Genomic DNA, 19968 nt, shown 5'->3' with positions numbered 1-19968 from the left:
TTCACCTCCTGGATTCGAGTGCAGCGGGTGCCGGCCCTGATCTTTGCGGGGCCCGATGCGGGTTCAGGAAAGCGGCCACGAGGCTCGCTCACGAGTGTTGTGACGGAAGGCTCCCGGCCACGGCCGCCGATACTACAGGGCAGTTGCTCGGGCAATCAAGCGGATTTTCTGACGACGGAGCGCTGCCAACTACGCGGCTGGCGCCGGCGTTGGCGGCGTGTCGTGCGGCGCGCCGGCGCCTGGCGTTCGCTCGCTGGCGCTGCCGCTCAGTCGCCACGCAGCTTGCGCGTCAGATTGAAAAGCTTCCACTTCATCGGCCCAATGGCTTCGGGCGACGTCGCACCGTACAAGCGCGAATCGCTGACGGCGGCCGTCCGGTGCAAGACCGTCGCCTGATAGTCGGGATTGGCAAGCATGCGCTGGAAAGCGCCGCGGCTCGGATACTGCATAATCAGCACCTCGTCCCAGCGCTCGTCGTCGGGCCCGATCAGGTTGACCGCCAGAGAGCCGCGCCACATCGGCACGCCGCCGACCTCGTTCACCAGCGGAACGACAAGTTCCGTGTAGCGCTCGTACGCCTGTTTGCCGGTCAGCTTCTCGCTGACCGTTCCCGGCGGATACTCGGCCCACTCTTTATAGAGCAGCAGGTTGATCAGCGCGAACGGCTGACCATCGGGTAGCGCGGCCAATTCCGCCATCGCTCCAGCGTTCAGGTCGTCTCCGTCAAAAACTTGTTTGGCCATGCTGTGCTCCTCGGATGTTGGTTTTTCAAGGTCGCCGATCGGATTGACGCTCGCTCGCCAACGGGCGAAGACGGGCACCATAGACCGTTCGGCGGAATGACGCCGGCGACGATGCTCGCCCAATATTGAAGCCTCATTTGAAAATTGTTTGGCAATTCTCCAGGTTACAAATCAGCTCATCAAGAAAATAAAACAGCTCGCCCCTTTTGCAGCGATTAAAGTGATACGACAACTCGCCAATGACTTCCGACAACGCGTGCGGCTTGAATCTTATCCATTTCTTTCGCCTGTTTGAAAGGTCGCTTTTGGTCACTTCATCCATTACAAAGAATGAAGCATATTTCAGAATAGCCGTTTTCTCATTATTATTAAGCTCCACTTCCATGTACTCAGCAGCCACGAATTTGACCTCTCCTGAACAGTTACCACAGATTAATCCGACCGCACAAATTAACCAGAGCGGGGCCAGAGCGCGATTGCCTCTGGTGATTTCATCACGCACGGCCGCAAGGCAAAGCCGCAGAAGCTCGTTCCCTCCAGGGATTTGCTTCGCCGGCCCGCACGCTGCGCAGATCGGGTGGCTAGAAGGCATGCTGATTTTCCTTCAGTTCGGCGAGCTTGTCACGCCGCAGCTTCGGCAGCACGATCCGCGTCTGACTGCTGCCCACGCGCTTCATTTCATCGGGCGACAATGCATTTGCCCGAAGGCTGCCAAAGCCTTGGCGACGGGTAAGGGGCACATTCGTGATTGCCGCCGGGCCGCTGCCCGTATGCAGATCGACATCGTGTTGCTGCGCCAAAAGCAGCCGCGACTGGACGACGTGCCATCGCCGTTCCGCCCTTGAGCGGTGGCGCACTTCGCCGCCGTGGCGACAGCGGGCGACGCATGACAGGGCTCATGAACAGCCGCCGACCTTGAGTTTTGCTGCCTGATTGGGCATAGTTCGCGCTTTTTTCAGCCGGCCATCGAGTCGCATCCAACCGCCATGCCGTCACCGACCGAACAAGCTATCGCCCGCAAGATTGCCGAAGAAATTGGCTGCCAGCCCCAGCAGGTCGTCGCCACCGCGGCGCTGCTCGACGAGGGGGCGACGGTGCCGTTCATTGCTCGCTACCGCAAGGAGGTGACCGGCGGCCTCGACGACATCCAGTTGCGCCTGCTCGACGAACGCCTGGTCTACCTGCGCGAGCTCGAAGAGCGACGCGCGGCGATCGTCGCGTCGATCGACGAACAGGGCCAGCTGACGCCGGCGCTGGCCGCCGAGATTGCCGCTGCAGAAACCAAGCAGCGTCTCGAAGACCTCTACCTGCCGTACAAGCCGAAGCGCCGTAGCAAGGCGCAGATCGCCCGCGAGGCCGGCCTGACACCACTCGCCGAAGCCTTGTTGGCCGACCCGACGCTGACCCCCGAAGTCGAGGCCGCGCCCTATGTCAACGCCGAAGCCGGCTTTGCCGACGTCAAGAGCGTCCTCGACGGCGCCCGCCAGATCCTCATGGAGCGCTTCGCCGAAGACGCCGGCCTGCTCGGCGAACTGCGCGCGTATCTCGAGGCGCACGGCTACGTCCGCTCGACCGTCGTCGCTGGCAAGGAGAGCGAAGCAGCCAAGTTCCAGGATTACTTTGCCTACGCCGAAGCGATCCTTTTGATCCCGTCGCATCGGGCGCTGGCGCTGTTCCGCGGCCGCAACGAGGGCCTGCTGCAACTGGCGCTGGTCCTCGACAACGAAGTCGAAGAGAAGGCCAGCGCGCCCAACCACTGCGAGACGCGCATCGCGCTGCGCTACGGGATCGTCGATCGTCGCCGGCCGGCCGACAAATGGCTCGCCGACACGGTCCGCTGGACGTGGCGGATCAAGGTTTCGCTGCACCTCGAACTCGAGCTGATGAGCGCCCTGCGCGAGCGCGCCGAAGCCGAAGCGATCCGTGTTTTCGGCGCCAACCTGCACGACCTGCTGCTCGCCGCACCGGCCGGCAAGCACGCCACGATGGGCCTCGACCCCGGTCTGCGCACCGGCGTCAAGGTCGCCGTCGTCGACGCTACCGGCAAACTGCTGGCGACGGCGACGATTTTTCCGCACGAGCCGCGCCGCGATTGGGACGGCGCGCTGCAGCAGTTGGCGCTGCTGGCGGGCAAGCATCAGGTCGGCCTGATCAGCATCGGCAACGGCACGGCGTCGCGCGAAACCGACCGCCTGGCGGCCGAGCTGATCGAGCGGCAGCCGGCGCTTGGCCTGCGCAAGATCGTCGTTTCCGAGGCCGGCGCTTCGGTCTATTCGGCTTCCGAGTACGCCTCGCGCGAGTTCCCGGACGTCGATGTCAGCCTGCGCGGTGCGGTGTCGATCGCCCGCCGGCTGCAGGATCCGCTGGCCGAACTGGTGAAGATCGATCCGAAGTCGATCGGCGTTGGCCAGTACCAGCACGACGTCAGCCAGACGCGTCTGGCGAGGGCGCTGAACGCCGTCGTCGAGGACTGCGTCAATGCCGTCGGCGTCGACGTCAACACCGCCTCGGTGCCGCTGCTGACGCGCGTTTCGGGGCTCAGCCCGACGCTGGCGACGAACATCGTCGCCTACCGCGACCAGCACGGCGCCTTCGCCAGCCGGCAAGCGCTCAAGGCGGTTCCCCGCCTCGGCGAGAAGACCTTCGAGCTGGCCGCCGGCTTCCTGCGCATCAACGACAGCGACAACCCGCTCGACGCCTCGGCGGTGCACCCCGAGGCCTACCCGCTGGTCGAGCGCATCCTCGCCGACATCAAGAAAAGCATCGGCGAGTGCATCGGCGACACGCGCCTGCTCAAGGCACTGGTCGCCGAGAAATACACCGACGAGAAGTTTGGCCTGCCGACCGTCCGCGACATCCTCAAGGAACTCGAAAAACCCGGCCGCGACCCGCGCCCCGAATTCAAGACCGCGGCCTTCCGCGACGGCGTCGAAGCGCTCAAGGACCTGCAGCCGGGAATGATCCTCGAAGGCGTGGTCACCAACGTCGCCAACTTCGGCGCCTTCGTCGACATCGGCGTCCATCAGGACGGGCTGGTGCACATCTCGGCGATCGCCAACAGCTTCGTCAAGGATCCGCGCACGGTGGTCAAGGCCGGCGACGTGGTCAAGGTCAAGGTCCTCGAAGTCGACCTGCCGCGGCAACGCATCGCGCTCAGCATGCGTCTCGCCGACGAGCTGCCGAGCGCCAGCAAAATGGCGGCGGCGCCACTGTCGGCCAGGGCCCGGCAACGCCAGAACAGCCAGCCGGCAGCGAGCAGCGCGATGGCCAGCGCCTTTGCCCGCCTGAAGCGCTGAAAGATCGCCAGCCAGGCGGCGGCCGCCGCGTCGCCAGGCGATCGCGATCAGCACCCACCAGCTCGGCGCCAATCCCTCAGTGACTGGCGCGGCTCCTGCCGCGCCGCCGCGCCAGCGCCCAGAGCAGGCTGACCAGCGTCGTCAGCGCGACGATCGGCAGCGCCAGCGCGTTCAGCGTCGTCCAACCGCCGTCGCTGACCAACACGCCGGCGGCCAGGGACGTCACCCCCTGCACGCCGAGGACGATGAAGTCGTTGCTGCCCTGCACCTTGGCTTTTTCCTCGGCACGGCAGGCGTCGGTGAGCAGCGTCGTGCCGCCGACGAAAAGAAAGTTCCAGCCGATCCCGAGCAGCAATAGCGCCCACCAGAAATGCATCAGGCTAACTCCCGCCAGGGCGATGGCGATGCACGCGAAGAGCAGCGCCGCACCGGCCAGCAGAACGGGCAACACGCCGCAGCGCTTGATCAGGTCGCCGGTGAAGAACGACGGCGCGAACATGCCGATCACGTGCCATTGCAGGATCAACGCGGTGTCGGCGAAAGACAGGCCGCAGATGTCCATGGCCAGCGGCGTCGCAGTCATCAGCAGGTTCATCGTCGCGTAGCCGCAGGCGGCGGCAAGGACCGCGACGAACACTTCGGGCTGCCGCGCCAGCACGCGCAGCGGCCGGCCGGCAGCGTGCTGTTCGCTGACCGGCAGCAACGGAATCTCGAGACGGCTGGCGAGCAGCATCGCCAGCGCGGCAAATCCGGCCAACGCCGCGTAGCTCGCCAGATACGTCGGCTGCAGCAGCCCGCGAGTCAGCGTGCCGACCTGCGGACCCAGCACGCCGCCGACGATGCCGCCAGCCAGGGTCAGCGAAATCGCCTTGCTCCTGAAGTCGAGCGGCGCCGCGTCAACGGCGGCGAAGCGGTACTGCTGGCCGAAGGCATTGTAGATGCCGGCGAGAATCGTCCCCAGGCACAGCAACCAGAAACTGCTCAGCGATACGGCGACCGCCGACAGCAGCGCGCCGCCGACGCCGAAAGCCGCACCGAGCATGAAACCCGCCCGCCGGCCGTAGTGCTTCATGAACAGCGCCGCCGGCAGGGCCGCCAGCGCCGCGCCGATGACGTAAGTGGTGATCGGCAAGGTCGCCAGGCGCTTGTCGGCGGCGAGTTGCAGCCCGAGCAGGCCATTGATCGCCACCAGCGTTACGCCGTTGGTCAGGAGCAGCGCCTGCGCGGCGGCCAGCAGCGCAATATTCTTCCGATACGCGGGCGTACTCGTTGGCGTGTTCATTGGCCGACGCGGCTCGCCGCGCGCTCAGAGGCGGCGACGGAGTTCAAACGATGACGCCGCCACCGAGGCAGACGCGGCTTTCGTAGACCACCACCGACTGGCCGGGCGTCACCGCCCACTGCGGCTCGGCGAAGTGCAGCAGACACGAGCCGGCGTCTACACGTTCGATCTCGCAGGCGGCGTCGGCCTGCCGATAGCGCGTCTTGGCGGTGTACACCCAGTGCGTATGCGGCGGCTCGCCGGCGACCCACGCCAGGTCGGCGGCGCTCAGCTCTTCGGCCAGCAGCGCCGGGTGCGCGTGCCCCTGAACGACGTATAGAACGTTGCTGGCGAGGTCCTTGCGGGCGACGAACCAGGCCTCGTGGTCGCCGCTGTCGCCGCTCTTGCCACCTTTCACGCCACCGATGTGCAGACCCTTGCGCTGGCCGATGGTGTGGTAGGCGACGCCGTCGTGCTCACCGAGCAGGCGCTCGTCATCAAGGCCGCGAATCTCGCCCTTCTGCCGCGGCAGATAGCGCATCAGGAATTCCTTGAAAGGTCGTTCGCCGATGAAGCAGATACCGGTCGAATCCTTCTTCAGCGCGACGTGCAGACCGGCGGCTTCGGCGATCTTGCGGACCTCGCGCTTGTACAGCCCGGCCAGCGGAAAGAGCGTTTTCGACAGCTGCTGCTGATTGAGACGATGCAGAAAATAACTCTGGTCCTTGCTGCCATCCTCGGCCTTGAGTAACTGGAAGGCGCCGGCGAATTCACGCACGCCGGCGTAGTGACCGGTGGCGATAAAATCGGCACCGATGCTCAGCGCATGCTCGAGGAAGGCACTGAACTTGATCTCCGAGTTGCACAGCACGTCCGGGTTTGGCGTTCGCCCGGCCTGGTATTCCTTCAGGAAGTGGGCGAAAACGCGCTCCTTGTATTCGGCGGCGAAGTTGACCACCTCGACATCGATGCCGATCACGTCGGCGACGCTGATGACATCGAGCAGGTCCTGTCGTGACGAGCAATACTCGTCGCTGTCGTCGTCCTGCCAGTTCTTCATGAACAGGCCGACGACGTGCCAGCCCTGCTCCTTGAGCAGCCACGCCGCCACCGCCGAATCGACGCCGCCGGACAAGCCGACGACCACTTTCTTTGCCTCGTTCATCTGCTTGCCCTTGCTAGCGATCACCGTCTGGATTCGGGCCGTGGCTGGCCACCGCGGCCACCGCGCTCTGGTTATTGTCTGCCGCCGCTGCCACCGCTGCTGCCACGCCTTCCTGGTCGACTGCTTCGTCTTCGCGGCCGGCCAGCCAGTTCGGCAGCGGCATCACCACCGCCGGCTCGCCGTTGGCGCGAAACCAGCTATCAACGACGTAGCGCGGCCGCGCGGCGGCCTCTGCCGACGGCGGCTCGGCGCCGCCGATTTCCTCGATCTGCGCCGAATAGTGCACCTGCACCAGATAGCGCACGCGGTACTCGGGCTCGAGGACGCGGTGAAAACGCAGCCAGCCATGGCTGGCCAGCAAGCGCAGCAGGCGGCTGCTGGTCGTCGAGTGATCGATGCAGTCCATCCGCCCATCGACGCCCTGGTCAGCGAAATTGCCACCACGATCGGCGGCAATCGGCGTCTGCTCGCCAGCCCAGCCGAGCAACCAGCCGATTACCAGCGACAGCCGCTGGCGCTCGTCGGCGGCATCCCGTGCGTCGGCCAGGAAGGCCCGCACTTGTGCGAGCTGGCGATCGTCATAGTTGACCGCGGCCTGCGCCAGACAGCCGTAGTTGTAACAAACGCTGATCGTCTCGGCGCGCGTCAGCGGCGCGATGCCGAGCAGCAGCAGCGCCAGCCAGCACCTCACGGGCAATGCGTCAGCAGTTCCAGCGGGTAGCGCCTGCCGGCCTGCCAGTCGTCGATGCAGCGCATCACCAGCGGGCTGCGATGCTGCGCCTGGCGCGCGCGAATCTCGTCGACCGTCAACCAGTGGGCGGCGACGATACCGGTGTCGAGCGGCGCAGCGGCATCGTGGGCGCCGATCTCGCCGCCGAAGGAAAAACGCAGGTAGGTCACGTCGCGGGCCTCGTTGCGGCAGTTGTAGACGCCGACCAGGTATTGTGGATTGAACGCGTAGGCCGTTTCTTCGCGGGTCTCGCGGATCACCGCGTCGATCAACGATTCGCGGCATTCGAGGTGACCCGCCGGCTGGTTGTAGCAAATCCCGTACTCGGTTTCCTCTTCGACGAGCAGGAAGCGGCCGTCGCGTTCGACGACGGCGGCGACAGTGACATTCGGTTTCCAGACCATTCGAGGAGCCTTGCAGATAGGGCAAACGTGGCATTTTACCGCCAACCGGCGGGCGAAATCGGCTAGAATTTCCGCTTCAGTATTTCCGGCAAAGGGAGCGAAGAAAATGTCGATGGCAGATCGCGACGGTTTCATCTGGCACGATGGTCAACTGGTGCCGTGGCGCCAGGCAACCACCCACGTGCTGACGCATACCCTGCACTATGGGATGGGTGTTTTCGAGGGGGTCCGCGCCTACAAAGCCGAACAGGGCACCGCCATCTTCCGTCTCGAGGACCACACCGACCGGCTGTTCAACTCGGCGTACATCTTCCAGATGAAGATGCCGTATGACAAGGAAACGCTGCTCGAGGCGCAGAAGGAAGTGGTCCGCGCCAACGAACTCGAATCGTGCTACATCCGGCCGATCGTCTTCTACGGTTCGGAAGCGATGGGCATCGCCGCCACTGGCGTCAGCACGCACGTCGCCATCGCCGCCTGGCCATGGGGCGCCTACCTCGGCGCCGAAGGCATGGAGAAAGGGATCCGCGTCAAGACCTCGTCGTTCACCCGCCATCACGTGAACATCAACATGTGCCGCTCGAAGTCGGTCGGCACCTATACCAACTCGATCCTCGCGCACCAGGAAGTGGCACACGACGGCTACGACGAAGCGCTGCTGCTCGACGTCGACGGCTACGTCGCCGAGGGCGCTGGCGAAAACATCTTCATCGTCAAGCACGGCAAGCTGTACACGCCGGACCTGACGTCGTGCCTGGAGGGAATTACCCGCGCATCGGTCCTGCAACTCGCCGACGAACTGGGCCTGCAGGTGATCGAGAAGCGGATCACGCGCGACGAAGTCTATTGCGCCGACGAAGCCTTCTTCACCGGCACCGCCGCCGAGGTGACGCCGATTCGCGAACTCGACAACCGGCAGATCGGTGCCGGCCACCGCGGCCCGATCACCACCCAACTGCAGAGCCTGTTCTTCGACTGCGTCAACGGCCGCATGCCGGCGCACGCCGACTGGCTGACCTACGTCTGAGCGGCTTGCCAACAGCAAATTCAGCCGCCACCGACACTCCAGCCCTCCGTTCGCCCGCTTGCAAGGTTGCCACCATGTCTCAGACCACTCCGCAGAAGCCCATCGAGATTACCGCCAAGGACCTGCCGCTGCACTGCCCGACCGACGGCGCACCGCTGTGGTCAAGACATCCGCGCGTCTTTCTCGAAATCGCGCATACCGGCGAGGCGGTCTGTCCGTACTGCAGCGCCCACTACGTCCTCAAGGGCGGACTGCCGAAAGGGCACCACTGAGGGCCGGCGGCTAGCCGCCCCGGCCAGCCCGGGCCAGCCAGCTCGATCGCCGCCGATGAAAGCTCTGATTGTCGCCCCGTCGTGGATCGGCGACACCGTTCTCGCGCAGCCGCTGTTCATGCGCCTGCATCAACGCACACCCGACCTGCAGCTCGACGCCCTGGCACCACGCTGGGTGGCGCCGGTTCTCGAACGGATGCCGGAGATCGCGCAAGTTGTCGACAGCCCGTTCACGCACGGCGAGCTGTCGCTGAAAGCGCGTCACCGGCTCGCCCGTGAGCTCGCGCAGCGCGGCTACCAGCGCGCCTACGTGCTGCCCAATTCGCTCAAGTCGGCGCTGATCCCCTTCTTTGCCGACATTCCCGAACGCATCGGCTTCATCGGCGAGAAGCGCTACGGACTGATCAACCAACGCCATGTACTCGACAAGCTGCTGGTGCCGCAAATGGCCGAGCGCTTCGCGCAGCTCGCTGAAGCGCCCGGCGAGCCGCTGCCGCGACCGCTGCCACTGCCGCGTCTGACTTCGAGCAGCGAGCAAGCGGCGGCGACGCTGGCGGCGATCGGCGGCGATCGGCCTGAAAAACTGGCGATTTTCTGCCCCGGCGCCGAGTACGGCCCGGCCAAGCGCTGGCCGGCGCGACACTTCGTGACGCTGGCCGACGCGCTGGCCGAGCGCGCTTACGCGGTGTGGCTGCTCGGCTCGGCGAAAGACCGGCCGATCGCCGAGCAGATCGTCAGCCAGGCACGCCCGGCGACGGCGCCGCGCAACCTCTGTGGCGAGACCTCGCTGGCGCAGGCGATCGACGTACTGGCCGCCGCGTCGTTCGTGGTCTGCAATGATTCGGGCCTGATGCACGTCGCCGCGGCGCTCGGCAGACCGCTGATCGCCGTCTATGGCTCGTCGTCGCCAGGCTTCACGCCACCGCTGTCGCCGCGGGCGCAGGTGATCAGCCTGCAGCTCTCCTGCAGCCCCTGTTTCAAGCGCGAATGTCCGCTGCAGCATCTCGACTGCCTGAACAAGCTCGAACCGCAGCGCGTGCTTGACGCCTGCCTCTCCGAAAGCCGCGCATGAGCACCGTCTTCGCCAGCCCGCAGGAAGTCGAAGCGGCTTTCTACGACGCCATTGCGCGCGCCGATCTGCTGGCCCTGATGAGCGTCTGGGCCGACGACGAAGAGATCGTCTGCATTCACCCGACCGGCCAGCGCCTGAACGGTCCGGCGGCGATCCGTGACAGCTGGCGCAGCATTTTCGCCAACAACCCGCGCCTCAAGGTTCGCCTGTCGCGCGTCGTGCGCTGGAACAGCATGCTGCTGGCGGTGCACAACGTCGTCGAAACGCTGTACATCGGCGACGAGGAAAAAGCCCACGGACCGATGCTGGCGACCAACGTCTTTCAGCGTGGCAGCAATGGCTGGCGCTTGCTCGCGCACCATTCATCGACCGCCGCCGACCGCGCTCTGGCCGACAAACGGGCCGCCGGCGAACGCGATGAGAATTCCTCACGGACGCTGCATTGACCGGCTACCGTGCGCCGAACTGGCTAGCCGGTGGGCACGCCCAGACCATCTACCCGCTGCTGATCAAACCCGCTCCCCTGCCCTACCGCCGCGAACGCTGGCCGACACCCGACGGTGACTTCATCGATCTCGACTGGGCTGATCCGCCGGCAGCGGCCAGCGGCACCGGCTCGACGCCGCTGCTGGTTCTCTTTCACGGGCTTGAAGGCAGTTCGCACAGCCATTACGCGCGCAGCCTGATGGCCGCCTGCCAGGCCCTCGGCTGGACCGGTGTGGTAGTCCATTTCCGCGGCTGTTCGGGTGAAATCAATCGCCTGCCACGCGCTTACCATTCCGGCGACAGCGCCGAGATCGACTGGATCCTGCGGCGTCTGCAGCAGCGCTGGCCGGCGCGGCCGACCTACGCGGTCGGCGTTTCTCTGGGCGGCAACGCGCTGCTCAAATGGCTGGGTGAACGCGAAGCGGCGGCCGCCACCTGCCTGCGCGCCGCGGCAGCGATCAGTGCGCCGGTCGATCTCCGCGCCTCTGGCGAGCAGCTCGCGCGGGGTTTCAACCGCGTCTATACGCGGCACTTCCTGTACACCCTCAAGCGCAAGGCCGCGGAAAAACTGCGCCGCCACCCCGGCGTGTTCGACGAAGGAACGATGCGTTCGGCGCGCACACTTTACGACTTCGACGACGTCGTGACCGCGCCCCTGCACGGCTTCAGCAGCGCCGCCGACTACTGGCGACGCGCTTCGAGCAAGCCCTGGCTGCGCGGCATCCGGCTGCCGACGCTAGTGCTCAACGCGCTGAACGACCCTTTTCTGCCGGCGTCGGCGCTGCCGACAGCCAGCCAGGTGGCCAGCGCTGTGCAGCTCGACTTCCCCGACGCGGGCGGCCACGTCGGCTTCGTCAGCGGGCCCCTGCCGGGTCGGCTCGACTGGCTGCCACAGCGCATTCTTCATTATTTTCAGAACGAGGTTTGAAATGTCCGAGAACAAGCTCCCCCTCCCCAGCGAAATTTTCAAGGCCTACGATATTCGCGGCATCGTCGGCCAGACGCTGACCGCCGAGATCGTCCGCCGCATCGGCCACGGCCTCGGCTCGCTGGCCGCCGAACGCGGCCAGCGGGCGATTGCCGTCGGTCGCGACGGGCGCCTGTCGGGGCCCGAGCTGGCGGCGGCGTTGATGGAGGGAATCCGCCTGGCCGGCATCGACACCATCGACGTCGGCTGCGTGCCGACGCCGGTGGTCTACTTCGCCGCCCACCACCTCGGCTGCGACAGTTGCGTGGCGGTCACCGGCAGCCACAACCCGCCCGACTACAATGGCCTGAAAATGGTCGTCGGCGGCGAGACGCTCGCCGGCGAGACGATTCAGGGAATTCGCCGGCGCGTCGACGCCGGCGACCTGCGCCACGGCACCGGCCAGGCCAGCAGCGCCGACGTCGGACCGGCGTACCTGGCGCGCATCGTCGCCGACGTCCGCCTGGCGCGGCCGCTGAAACTGGTCATCGACTGCGGCAACGGCGTCGCCGGCGGCATCGCTCCCGAGCTCTTCCGCGCCCTCGGCTGCGAGCTCGTCGAGCTCTTCTGCGAGGTCGACGGCAATTTCCCGAACCATCATCCCGACCCCTCCAAACCCGAGAATCTGCAAGACGTGATGGTCGCGCTGCGCTACAGCGACGCTGAAATCGGGCTGGCTTTCGACGGCGATGGCGACCGCCTCGGCGTCGTCACCAAAGACGGCCAGATCATCTACCCGGACCGCCAGCTGATGCTTTTTGCCGCCGACGTCCTCAGCCGCAATCCCGGCCAGCAGATCATCTACGACGTCAAATGCACGCGTCTGCTGGCGCCCTGGATTCGCCAGCATGGTGGCCAGCCGCTGATGTGGAAGACCGGGCACGCGCTGGTCAAGGCCAAGCTCAAGGAGACCGGCGCGCCGCTGGCCGGCGAGATGAGCGGCCACGTATTCTTCAAGGAACGCTGGTTCGGCTTCGACGACGGCCTCTACGCCGGCGCCCGGCTGCTCGAAATCGTCTCGCGGGCGGTCGACGCCAACGCGCTCCTGGAAGCGCTGCCCGACAGCAGTTCGACGCCCGAGCTGAACATTGCCATGGCCGAAGGCGAGCCGCTGGCGCTGATCGACGAGTTGCGCCGTGACGCCCACTTCGAGGGCGCCCGCGAAATCATCACCATCGACGGCCTGCGCGTCGAGTATGCCGACGGCTTCGGTCTGGCGCGGCCATCGAATACCACGCCAGTCGTCGTGCTGCGCTTCGAGGCCGACAACGACGCCGCGCTCGAACGTATCCAGGACGATTTTCGGCGCGTCTTCAACAGCGCCCGCCCGGGGCTTCTGCTGCCGTTCTGAGACCCGGTGAGCTTGACCCTGTGGCGTCGGATCGAACGCCGGATGGCGGCCAAGCCCAAGCACCTCGGTACGCTGCACGATTACCTGCAGGTGGTCGATGCGACGCCGATGGAACTTGAGAAACTGTGCAAGGACATCCTGATTTCGGTAACGGCGTTCTTTCGCGACAGAGAGGCCTTTGCCCGGCTCGACAAGGTGCTCGCCAACATCCTTGCCGGCAAGCCGCCCGGCGACGATATTCGGGTCTGGATCGCTGGCTATGCAAGCGGCGAAGAGGCTCGCTGGCCGTCGTGTTCGCCGAACGCCTGGGTGCCGCCCTCGACCAGTAGCGCCTGCAGACGGTGCTCGACGAACTCGAGACGTCGAGCGAGGAAATGCAGATCAGGACCGCCGAAACGCAGGAACTCAACGACGGCCTGGAGAGCATCCAGAACAGCGTCGACTAGCGCTTCCGGGCGCTTGTTCAAGCTCGGCACGGGACGAATCGGGCGAGATCTGCGCGACCTGCCGCTGGCGCCGGACGCTTTCTACCACTGGGGCAACAGCCGCTCGGGCGATGCCGGCGCCGCTCCTCAGCTGGTGTGCTGCCCCTGGCGAGCGGCATCGGCCGTGACAGCGGCTTCATCGAGCAAGCGTCGCTCGATACTTTCGATCAGCCCATTGGCCGCATCTTCGACCATGTCGAGAACCAGGTCGAAGCCATGCCCCAGACCATAGTAGGGATCCGGAACTTCGTCGTCGTCAAAGTTCTTGGAATAACTCATGAACAGCGCCAGACGGTCGTGCTTTTCGGGCGGGCAGATGCGTTGCAGGACCGAGAGGTTGCTGTGGTCCATGGCCAGAATCATGTCGAAATAGTCGAGATCCTGCGCCGCCACCTTGCGCGCGCGCATGTCGCTCAGGTCATAGCGCCGACTGGCGGCGGCACGCTGGGTGCGCTGATCGGGCGCCTCGCCGACGTGATAGCCATGCGTCCCCGCCGAATCGACTTCGACCTTGTCGGCCAGACCTTTCTGGCAAAGCATCTGGCGAACGACGCCCTCTGCCGTCGGTGAGCGGCAGATATTGCCCATACAAACAAATAGAACCTTGATCACCTTCCATCTTCCAGATTGGTTTCATTCCCGGGCCAATTCACGCTCGTCGAACTCGGCAAGCAGACAGCAAACAGGCCTCATCATCCGTTGAAACGAGGGTCAGCGCAACCTGAGCGCCGGCATTGTACAGATTCAGCGACAAAATCACACGGCTGCCGTCACCCTGAAGGTGCTGATGGAGGTGCTTCCCGGCAACTCTGCGCCGCGGCGCGCCTGGCCGGCCTGACCGACTGTTCGCGGCGATCCCACGACGCCGATCAGCGAGCGCCAGACGGCCTTCGCGGTTTGCCGGCAGGCTTTGCCGATCCGGGTCTCGCTGGCGCTGCCGCTGCGGGCTTGCCGAAGGCCCGGTGCTCGCGCCGCTTGACCTGCGGCGCCACCTTGTCGGCAAACGGGTTGGTGGAAACGTTGAACTGAATCCGCAACGGCGTTCCCTGCAGCTTGAAGACGTCGCGGAAGAGACGCTCGAGGTAACGGCGATACGATTCCGGGATTTTGTCGAGGGCGTTACCGTGAATCACGATCAGCGGCGGATTGCGGCCGCCCTGGTGCGCGTAGCGCAGCTTCGGCCGAAACAGGCCATTGCGCGGCGGCGCCTGCCTGGCGACGGCATCGATCAGGGTGCGCGTCAATTGTGGCGTCGGCAGATCGGCAGTGGCCGCTTTGTAGGCCGCATCGACCGAGCGGAACAGCGCCTCGAGGCCCTGCCCGCGGAGCGCCGAGACGTAGTGGAAGCGGGCAAAGTCGATGAACGCCAGCTGACCTTCGAGGGCCACCTTGATCTGCTCGCGGACGTAGGAGTCGAGACTGTCCCACTTGTTCACGGCGACCACCAGCGCGCGCCCCGATTCGAGGATAAAGGCGGCGATATGCGCGTCCTGGTCGGAGATGTCTTGGCGCGCGTCGACTACCAGAAGCACTACGTTGGCGTTCTCGATCGCTTGCAGCGTCTTGATCACCGAGAACTTCTCGATGGTCTCGAAAACCTTGCCGCGGCGCCGCAGGCCAGCGGTGTCGATCAGCGTGTACTGCTTGCCGGCACGCTCGAAATCGACCTCGATAGCGTCGCGGGTCGTTCCCGGCTGGTCGAAAGCGATCATCCGCTCTTCGCCGAGCAGCGCGTTGATCATCGTACTCTTGCCGACGTTCGGCCGCCCGACGATGGCCACCTTGACGGTGTCGCCTGCAGGCTCGTCGGCCGCCGGCTCGGGAAAACCCTCGAGCGCCAGATCGATCAGCGCGCGCACGCCTTCGCCGTGCGCCGCCGATATCGGCAGCGGCTGACCCAGCCCGAGTTCGTGGAAATCGGCGGCGACCACCCCGTGACTCATTCCTTCCGCCTTATTGACGGCGACGAGGACCGGGCGCCCGGACTGGCGCAGGCGATTGGCAATTTCCTTGTCCAGCGCGCTGATCCCGGCGCGACCATCGACGACCAGCACGACGACGTCGGCTTCGTCGATCGCCTGTTCGGCCTGGCGCGCCATCTGGTGCATGATGCCGTCCTTGGCAAGCGGCTCGAAGCCGCCGGTGTCGATCACCAGATAGGGCTTGCTGCCGAGCCGGCCGTGACCGAAGTGACGATCACGCGTGAGACCCGGAATATCGGCGACCAGCGCGTCGCGGCTCCTGGTCAGCCGGTTGAACAGCGTCGACTTGCCGACATTCGGACGGCCGACCAGAACGATGCTCGGCTTCATCGTGAACCACCATGCCCGGGGGTCGCCGCGGAACTGCCGTCAGGCCGGCTCATTGCGCGTCGATGGCGAACAAGCCACCGCTGCGAGTCTGCACCAGCAGATTGTTACCGAGGCGCTGCAGCGGCGCGACCACCGCGCTGCCGTCGGTGCTCAGACGAGCCGCGAACGAGCCGTCGTCGCGACTCAGCAGGTGCACCACGCCTTCGGCGTCGGCGACGGCAACCAGCACACCGCTGGCCAGCGGCGCGGTAAGACGTCGCATGAACAGCTTGTCCTGCTTCCAGATGCTCGCCCCGCTGGCTTTGTCGAGGGCATGCACGGCACCGTGATCGTCGGAGACATAGACGTAACGGCTGTCGATCGACAAGCCCGCCGCGCTGGAAATGTCACGCGCCCACATCAGATTGCCGTTGCCGAGGTCGAAACACGCCACGCGGCCCTGGAAGGCGACCGCGCAGATCATTCGCCCGTCGATTACCGGCACGCTGCTGACGTCGGCAATGCGGTCGAGCTCGGTGGCGCCTTTCGGCAAGGCTACGGTTCCTTCCCACATCGGCGCTCCATTATCGAGGTTAACGGCAATCAGCTTGCCGCCCGGAAAGCCGCTAAAGACGTACTTGTCGACCACCACCGGCGCGGCGGTCACGCGCACCGACAGCGCCGGCATCGGCCGCTGGTAGATCCACTTGCGGCTACCGTCGGCCGCGTCATAAGCAGCCAGACGATGATCGCCACTGCGCACAACGACCATTCCGCCGGCCACCGCCGGTGGCGCCAGCACCTCGCTGCTGGCCTTGGCCTCCCACAGCAGTTTGCCGTCGGCGGTGGCGAAGGCCAGCAGATCGCCCTTGCGCGAGCCGACGACGAGCATCCGTTCATCGGCGCCGACGCCGCCCGAGAGCGGCTTCTCGGTCTGCACGCTCCACACCCGACGACCCTCGTCGAAGCGAGCGATGCTGCCGTCGCGGTCCGCCGCGTAGACCGACGAACCAACGACGGCGGGAACGAAGGTGTACGGGTCACCCTTGCCGACGCTCTGCTGCCAGACCAGACGCGCCTGCGCGGTGCTCTGAATCGGCTGCAGCTCAGCCATCTTCGGGCCACTGCTGGAGAACGGATTCAGCGAATCGAGCGACGAACAGCCGGCCAGCAAGGCCGGCAGCAGTGCTACGAGCAGAGCGCGCTTCATCAGCGGCTCTCGCCAAGCGCGTCGAGCTTCAGCTGCAGCAGCTCGCGGTAAGCGGCATCGGTTTGCGACGCCTGCAAGGTGCCCTGCTCGAGCTTGCTCAGCGCCGCCTGGTAAGCACTACGCGCGTCGGCCTTCTTGCCCTGAATACTGAAGACGTCGCCACGGCTGTCAAGAAAGCGAACGGCAAAGCCGGCACCGACGTTGCCATCGAGTTGCTTTAGCGCTTCGTCGTAGGCCTGTTCGTCGAGCAACAAGGCCGCCAGACGCAAACGCGCCAGGTCGCGCAGCTCATCGCGCCCGTTGTCGACCACCCAGCGCAGCTGCAAGCTGGCGGTTTTAGGATCGCCGGCGTCAACCATCAAGCGGGCGGCCGTCAGGGCGGCCAGCGGCGCGTACGTGGTGCCCGCGAATTTCTCGAGCAGTTCGCCAGTCGCCGCCTTGACGCCCTGCGAATTGTTATCGACAACCGCCTTCTGCAGGCTGCCGTACACCATCGCCGCCTTGGCCGTCTGACCGCGCTGGTAGTAGTTCCAGCCTTGCCAGGCGAGAACGCTGAGCGCCGCAGCGGTCACGATGCCGGTGATCAGATTGCCGTGCTGCTTCCACCAGGCCTTGATCTCGGCGATCTGCTCCTGTTCTTCGAGGTCATAGGTAGCCATTACGATTCTTCCCAATCCACTATGGAATTCATGATTTCATCGGCGACGCGATCGACGCTGACGCGCTTCTGCTGGTTCGGCTGTTCGCCGACCGCTCGCAAGTGCTTGAGGGTCACCTCGCCAGCCGTCGCCTCATCGTCGCCGATGATTACGGCAAAGGCCGCTCCGGAAGCGTCGGCTTTCTTCATCTGCGACTTGAAGCTACCTCCACCACAATGAAACAAGACATCGATGCCCTGGTCGCGCAGGCCTTCGGCGACGCGCGCCGCCAGACGCGAAGCGTCCGCGCCCTGATGAACGAGGTACACATCGACCGCCGGCGCGGTGGTCTCGCCGCCGGCCTCGGCAATCAGCGCGATTAGCCGCTCGACTCCCATCGCGAAACCGCAGGCGGGTGCCGGTTTGCCGCCCAACTGCTCGACCAGACCGTCGTAACGACCGCCGGCACAGACCGTTCCCTGCGCGCCAAGGCGGTCGGTCACCCACTCGAAAACGGTCAGGTTATAGTAGTCGAGGCCACGCACCAGGCGCGGATTGATCGTGAACGGCTGGCCGGCGTCGCGCAGCACCTGCTGAACACCATCGAAATGCGCCAGCGACTCGGCGCCCAGGTGATCGATCAGCTGCGGTGCGCCAAGGATCACCTCCTGCAGTTCCGGGTTCTTGCTGTCGAGGATGCGCAGCGGATTGCTGTGCAGCCGCCGCCTGGCGTCGTCATCGAGGCGTTCGCTGTGGCGCTCGAAATAAGCGATCAATTCGGCGCGATGGCCGGCGCGCTCGGCCGACTGTCCGAGGGTGTTGAGCTGCAGGCTGATGCCGCCCAGCCCGAGGTCGCCCCACAGCCGGGCACCCATCAGGATCTGCTCGGCGTCGATGTCCGGACCGTCGAAGCCCAGCGCTTCGACGCCGACCTGGTGAAACTGGCGGTAGCGCCCTTTCTGTGGTCGCTCGTGGCGAAACATCGGCCCCATGTAGTACAGCCGCTGCGCCTGCTGGGCAATCAGACTGTGCTGGATCACCGCGCGCACGCAACCGGCAGTGCCCTCGGGACGCAAGGTCAGCGGCTCGCCGTTGAGGCTATCGACAAACGAGTACATCTCCTTCTCGACGATGTCGGTCACTTCGCCGATGGCGCGCTTGAACAGCGGCGTCGGCTCGACGATCGGCAGACGCAGCGGCCGGTAACCGTAGCTCTTCAGCCACGAGCGGATGGTCTCCTCGAAGAGGTCCCAGAATTCGGCCTGATCGGGCAGGACGTCGTTCATCCCGCGAACGGACTGGATCTTCGGAGTACTCATCAAGCCGTATACTTTCGCTGATAGTGACGCGCCACGTAAGCATCGACGATGGCGGTGAATTCCTCGGCAATATGATCACCGCGCAGGGTGACGGTTTTGGCGCCATCCTCGAACACCGGCGCGGCCGGCGTTTCGCCGGTTCCGGGCAGGCTGATGCCAATATTGGCATGCTTGCTCTCGCCAGGCCCATTGACCACGCAACCCATCACCGCCAGAGTCATGTTCTCGACGCCGTCGTACTCGCCGCGCCATTGCGGCATCCGTTCGCGGACGTGTGCCTGGATCGACTGCGCCAATTCCTGAAAGAAGCTACTGGTCGTCCGGCCGCAACCCGGACACGCGACGACCATCGGCGTAAAGGCTCGCAGACCCATGGTCTGCAACATCTCCTGCGCGACGACAACCTCTTGCGTCCGCTTGCCGCCCGGTTCGGGGGTCAGGGAGACGCGGATGGTATCACCGATACCCTCCTGCAAGACGACGGCCATCGCCGCGGTCGACGCGACGATGCCCTTGGAGCCCATGCCGGCTTCGGTCAGGCCGAGGTGCAAGGGATAATCGCAGCGACGCGACAGCTCGCGATAGATGGCGATCAGATCCTGGACTCCCGACACCTTGCACGACAGGATGATCCGGTCGCCGGGCAGGCCGATTTCCTCGGCGCGCGCCGCCGACTCGAGCGCCGAAGCGACCATCGCTTCGCGCATCACCTCGATCGCGTCTCTGGGCTCGGCGCGGCGGGCGTTTTGATCCATGATGCGCGCCAGCAGCTCCTGATCGAGGCTGCCCCAGTTCACGCCGATGCGTACCGGCTTGTCGTGGCGACACGCCGTTTCGATCATCTGCGAGAACTGCTCGTCACGCTTTCTGCCGTGGCCGACGTTGCCCGGATTGATCCGGTACTTGGCCAGCACGGCGGCGCATTCCGGATGCTCAGCGAGCAGCCGGTGGCCGTTATAGTGGAAATCGCCGATCAGCGGTACATCGACGCCCATGCGGTCGAGCTGCTTGCGAATCGCCGGCACCGCCGCCGCCGCCGCTGGCGTGTTGACCGTGATCCGCACCAGCTCCGAGCCGGCGCCCGCCAGTTCGGCGCACTGGATCGCCGTCCGGACGGCGTCGACGGTATCGGTATTGGTCATCGACTGGACGACCACCGGCGCCTCACCACCGACGGTGACCTGGCCAATTTTGACGGCGCGCGTCGGCCGACGGCGCGCGCCGGGCAGCGAGGGCGTCACGATTTGCTGT

The 19968-nt window shown here is 65.4% G+C and carries 20 protein-coding genes; 8 read left to right on the top strand and 12 right to left on the bottom strand.

From position 1 onward, the window contains the following. Nucleotides 1–266 precede the first annotated feature (266 nt). Nucleotides 267–743 (bottom strand): DUF1330 domain-containing protein, encoded by a 477-nt coding sequence (locus QZ656_RS14345; RefSeq protein ID WP_291994044.1) that lies wholly within the window; start codon nucleotides 741–743, stop codon nucleotides 267–269. A 133-nt stretch (nucleotides 744–876) separates the two neighbouring features. After that, a complete protein-coding gene (locus tag QZ656_RS14340; protein WP_291994043.1) occupies nucleotides 877–1335 on the bottom strand; it encodes a hypothetical protein in 459 nt (152 codons plus the stop codon). Here QZ656_RS14340 and QZ656_RS14335 point away from each other — a divergent pair. Both QZ656_RS14335 and QZ656_RS14330 read left to right on the top strand, forming a co-directional pair. Next, on the top strand, nucleotides 1334–1588 hold the full coding sequence (locus QZ656_RS14335; RefSeq protein WP_291994042.1) for a hypothetical protein: 255 nt from the start codon (nucleotides 1334–1336) through the stop codon (nucleotides 1586–1588). The two genes, QZ656_RS14340 and QZ656_RS14335, sit on opposite strands and share 2 nt — an antisense overlap. 141 nt (nucleotides 1589–1729) lie before the next feature. Further along, on the top strand, nucleotides 1730–4039 hold the full coding sequence (locus tag QZ656_RS14330) for a Tex family protein (RefSeq protein ID WP_291994041.1): 2310 nt from the start codon (nucleotides 1730–1732) through the stop codon (nucleotides 4037–4039). 76 nt (nucleotides 4040–4115) lie between these two features. Here QZ656_RS14330 and QZ656_RS14325 read toward each other — a convergent pair whose 3' ends face one another. The 4 genes from QZ656_RS14325 to QZ656_RS14310 are packed head-to-tail and all read right to left on the bottom strand — an operon-like array spanning nucleotide 4116 to nucleotide 7599. Beyond that, nucleotides 4116–5321, bottom strand: a complete 1206-nt coding sequence (locus QZ656_RS14325; RefSeq protein ID WP_291994040.1) for an MFS transporter — start codon at nucleotides 5319–5321, stop codon at nucleotides 4116–4118. 43 nt (nucleotides 5322–5364) lie between these two features. Then, on the bottom strand, nucleotides 5365–6465 hold the full coding sequence (gene mnmA, locus QZ656_RS14320) for a tRNA 2-thiouridine(34) synthase MnmA (RefSeq protein WP_291994039.1): 1101 nt from the start codon (nucleotides 6463–6465) through the stop codon (nucleotides 5365–5367). Nucleotides 6466–6478: 13 nt separating this feature from the next. Beyond that, complete coding sequence (locus QZ656_RS14315; RefSeq protein WP_291994219.1) at nucleotides 6479–7156, bottom strand: hypothetical protein; 678 nt, start codon at nucleotides 7154–7156, stop codon at nucleotides 6479–6481. Continuing rightward, complete coding sequence (locus QZ656_RS14310) at nucleotides 7153–7599, bottom strand: NUDIX hydrolase (RefSeq protein WP_291994038.1); 447 nt, start codon at nucleotides 7597–7599, stop codon at nucleotides 7153–7155. Before QZ656_RS14310 ends, QZ656_RS14315 begins: the two co-directional genes overlap by 4 nt. 106 nt (nucleotides 7600–7705) lie before the next feature. Here QZ656_RS14310 and QZ656_RS14305 point away from each other — a divergent pair, with 106 nt between their 5' ends. The 6 genes from QZ656_RS14305 to QZ656_RS14280 all read left to right on the top strand — a co-directional run bounded on the left by QZ656_RS14305 (nucleotide 7706) and on the right by QZ656_RS14280 (nucleotide 12774). After that, nucleotides 7706–8626 (top strand): branched-chain amino acid transaminase, encoded by a 921-nt coding sequence (locus QZ656_RS14305; protein WP_291994037.1) that lies wholly within the window; start codon nucleotides 7706–7708, stop codon nucleotides 8624–8626. Between the two features lie 74 nt (nucleotides 8627–8700). After that, nucleotides 8701–8898, top strand: a complete 198-nt coding sequence (locus QZ656_RS14300) for a zinc-finger domain-containing protein (RefSeq protein WP_291994036.1) — start codon at nucleotides 8701–8703, stop codon at nucleotides 8896–8898. Between the two features lie 55 nt (nucleotides 8899–8953). Continuing rightward, nucleotides 8954–9970: a lipopolysaccharide heptosyltransferase II gene (gene waaF / locus QZ656_RS14295; RefSeq protein ID WP_291994035.1), complete on the top strand. Its 1017-nt coding sequence runs from the start codon at nucleotides 8954–8956 to the stop codon at nucleotides 9968–9970. Continuing rightward, the gene (locus tag QZ656_RS14290) at nucleotides 9967–10416 is read left to right on the top strand and encodes a nuclear transport factor 2 family protein (RefSeq protein WP_291994034.1); all 450 of its coding nucleotides are present in this window, start codon (nucleotides 9967–9969) and stop codon (nucleotides 10414–10416) included. Before waaF ends, QZ656_RS14290 begins: the two co-directional genes overlap by 4 nt. Beyond that, nucleotides 10413–11384, top strand: coding sequence for a hydrolase (locus tag QZ656_RS14285; RefSeq protein ID WP_291994033.1), 972 nt, complete (start codon nucleotides 10413–10415; stop codon nucleotides 11382–11384). Before QZ656_RS14290 ends, QZ656_RS14285 begins: the two co-directional genes overlap by 4 nt. A gap of 1 nt (nucleotide 11385) precedes the next feature. Further along, on the top strand, nucleotides 11386–12774 hold the full coding sequence (locus QZ656_RS14280; RefSeq protein ID WP_291994032.1) for a phosphomannomutase/phosphoglucomutase: 1389 nt from the start codon (nucleotides 11386–11388) through the stop codon (nucleotides 12772–12774). A 572-nt stretch (nucleotides 12775–13346) separates the two neighbouring features. Here the strand turns inward: QZ656_RS14280 and QZ656_RS14275 are convergent. The 6 genes from QZ656_RS14275 to ispG all read right to left on the bottom strand — a co-directional run bounded on the left by QZ656_RS14275 (nucleotide 13347) and on the right by ispG (nucleotide 19961). Continuing rightward, on the bottom strand, nucleotides 13347–13871 hold the full coding sequence (locus QZ656_RS14275) for a low molecular weight protein-tyrosine-phosphatase (RefSeq protein WP_291994031.1): 525 nt from the start codon (nucleotides 13869–13871) through the stop codon (nucleotides 13347–13349). Nucleotides 13872–14128: 257 nt separating this feature from the next. Beyond that, the gene (der, locus tag QZ656_RS14270) at nucleotides 14129–15571 is read right to left on the bottom strand and encodes a ribosome biogenesis GTPase Der (protein ID WP_291994030.1); all 1443 of its coding nucleotides are present in this window, start codon (nucleotides 15569–15571) and stop codon (nucleotides 14129–14131) included. Nucleotides 15572–15620: 49 nt separating this feature from the next. Next, nucleotides 15621–16760, bottom strand: coding sequence for an outer membrane protein assembly factor BamB (gene bamB / locus QZ656_RS14265; protein ID WP_291994029.1), 1140 nt, complete (start codon nucleotides 16758–16760; stop codon nucleotides 15621–15623). Further along, nucleotides 16760–17419 (bottom strand): tetratricopeptide repeat protein, encoded by a 660-nt coding sequence (locus tag QZ656_RS14260; RefSeq protein ID WP_291994028.1) that lies wholly within the window; start codon nucleotides 17417–17419, stop codon nucleotides 16760–16762. The genes bamB and QZ656_RS14260 overlap by 1 nt, the downstream gene beginning before the upstream one ends. Then, nucleotides 17419–18717, bottom strand: coding sequence for a histidine--tRNA ligase (gene hisS / locus QZ656_RS14255; protein WP_291994027.1), 1299 nt, complete (start codon nucleotides 18715–18717; stop codon nucleotides 17419–17421). The genes QZ656_RS14260 and hisS overlap by 1 nt, the downstream gene beginning before the upstream one ends. Then, entirely contained in the window at nucleotides 18717–19961 is a 1245-nt protein-coding gene (gene ispG, locus QZ656_RS14250; protein ID WP_291994218.1) for a flavodoxin-dependent (E)-4-hydroxy-3-methylbut-2-enyl-diphosphate synthase, read from the bottom strand. The genes hisS and ispG overlap by 1 nt, the downstream gene beginning before the upstream one ends. Between the last annotated feature and the right edge of the window lie 7 nt (nucleotides 19962–19968).

It is taken from the genome of Candidatus Accumulibacter sp. ACC003 (assembly GCF_907163085.1).
Taxonomy (GTDB): Bacteria; Pseudomonadota; Gammaproteobacteria; order Burkholderiales; family Rhodocyclaceae; genus Accumulibacter.
This window is presented reverse-complemented; position numbering and strand designations above follow the sequence as displayed.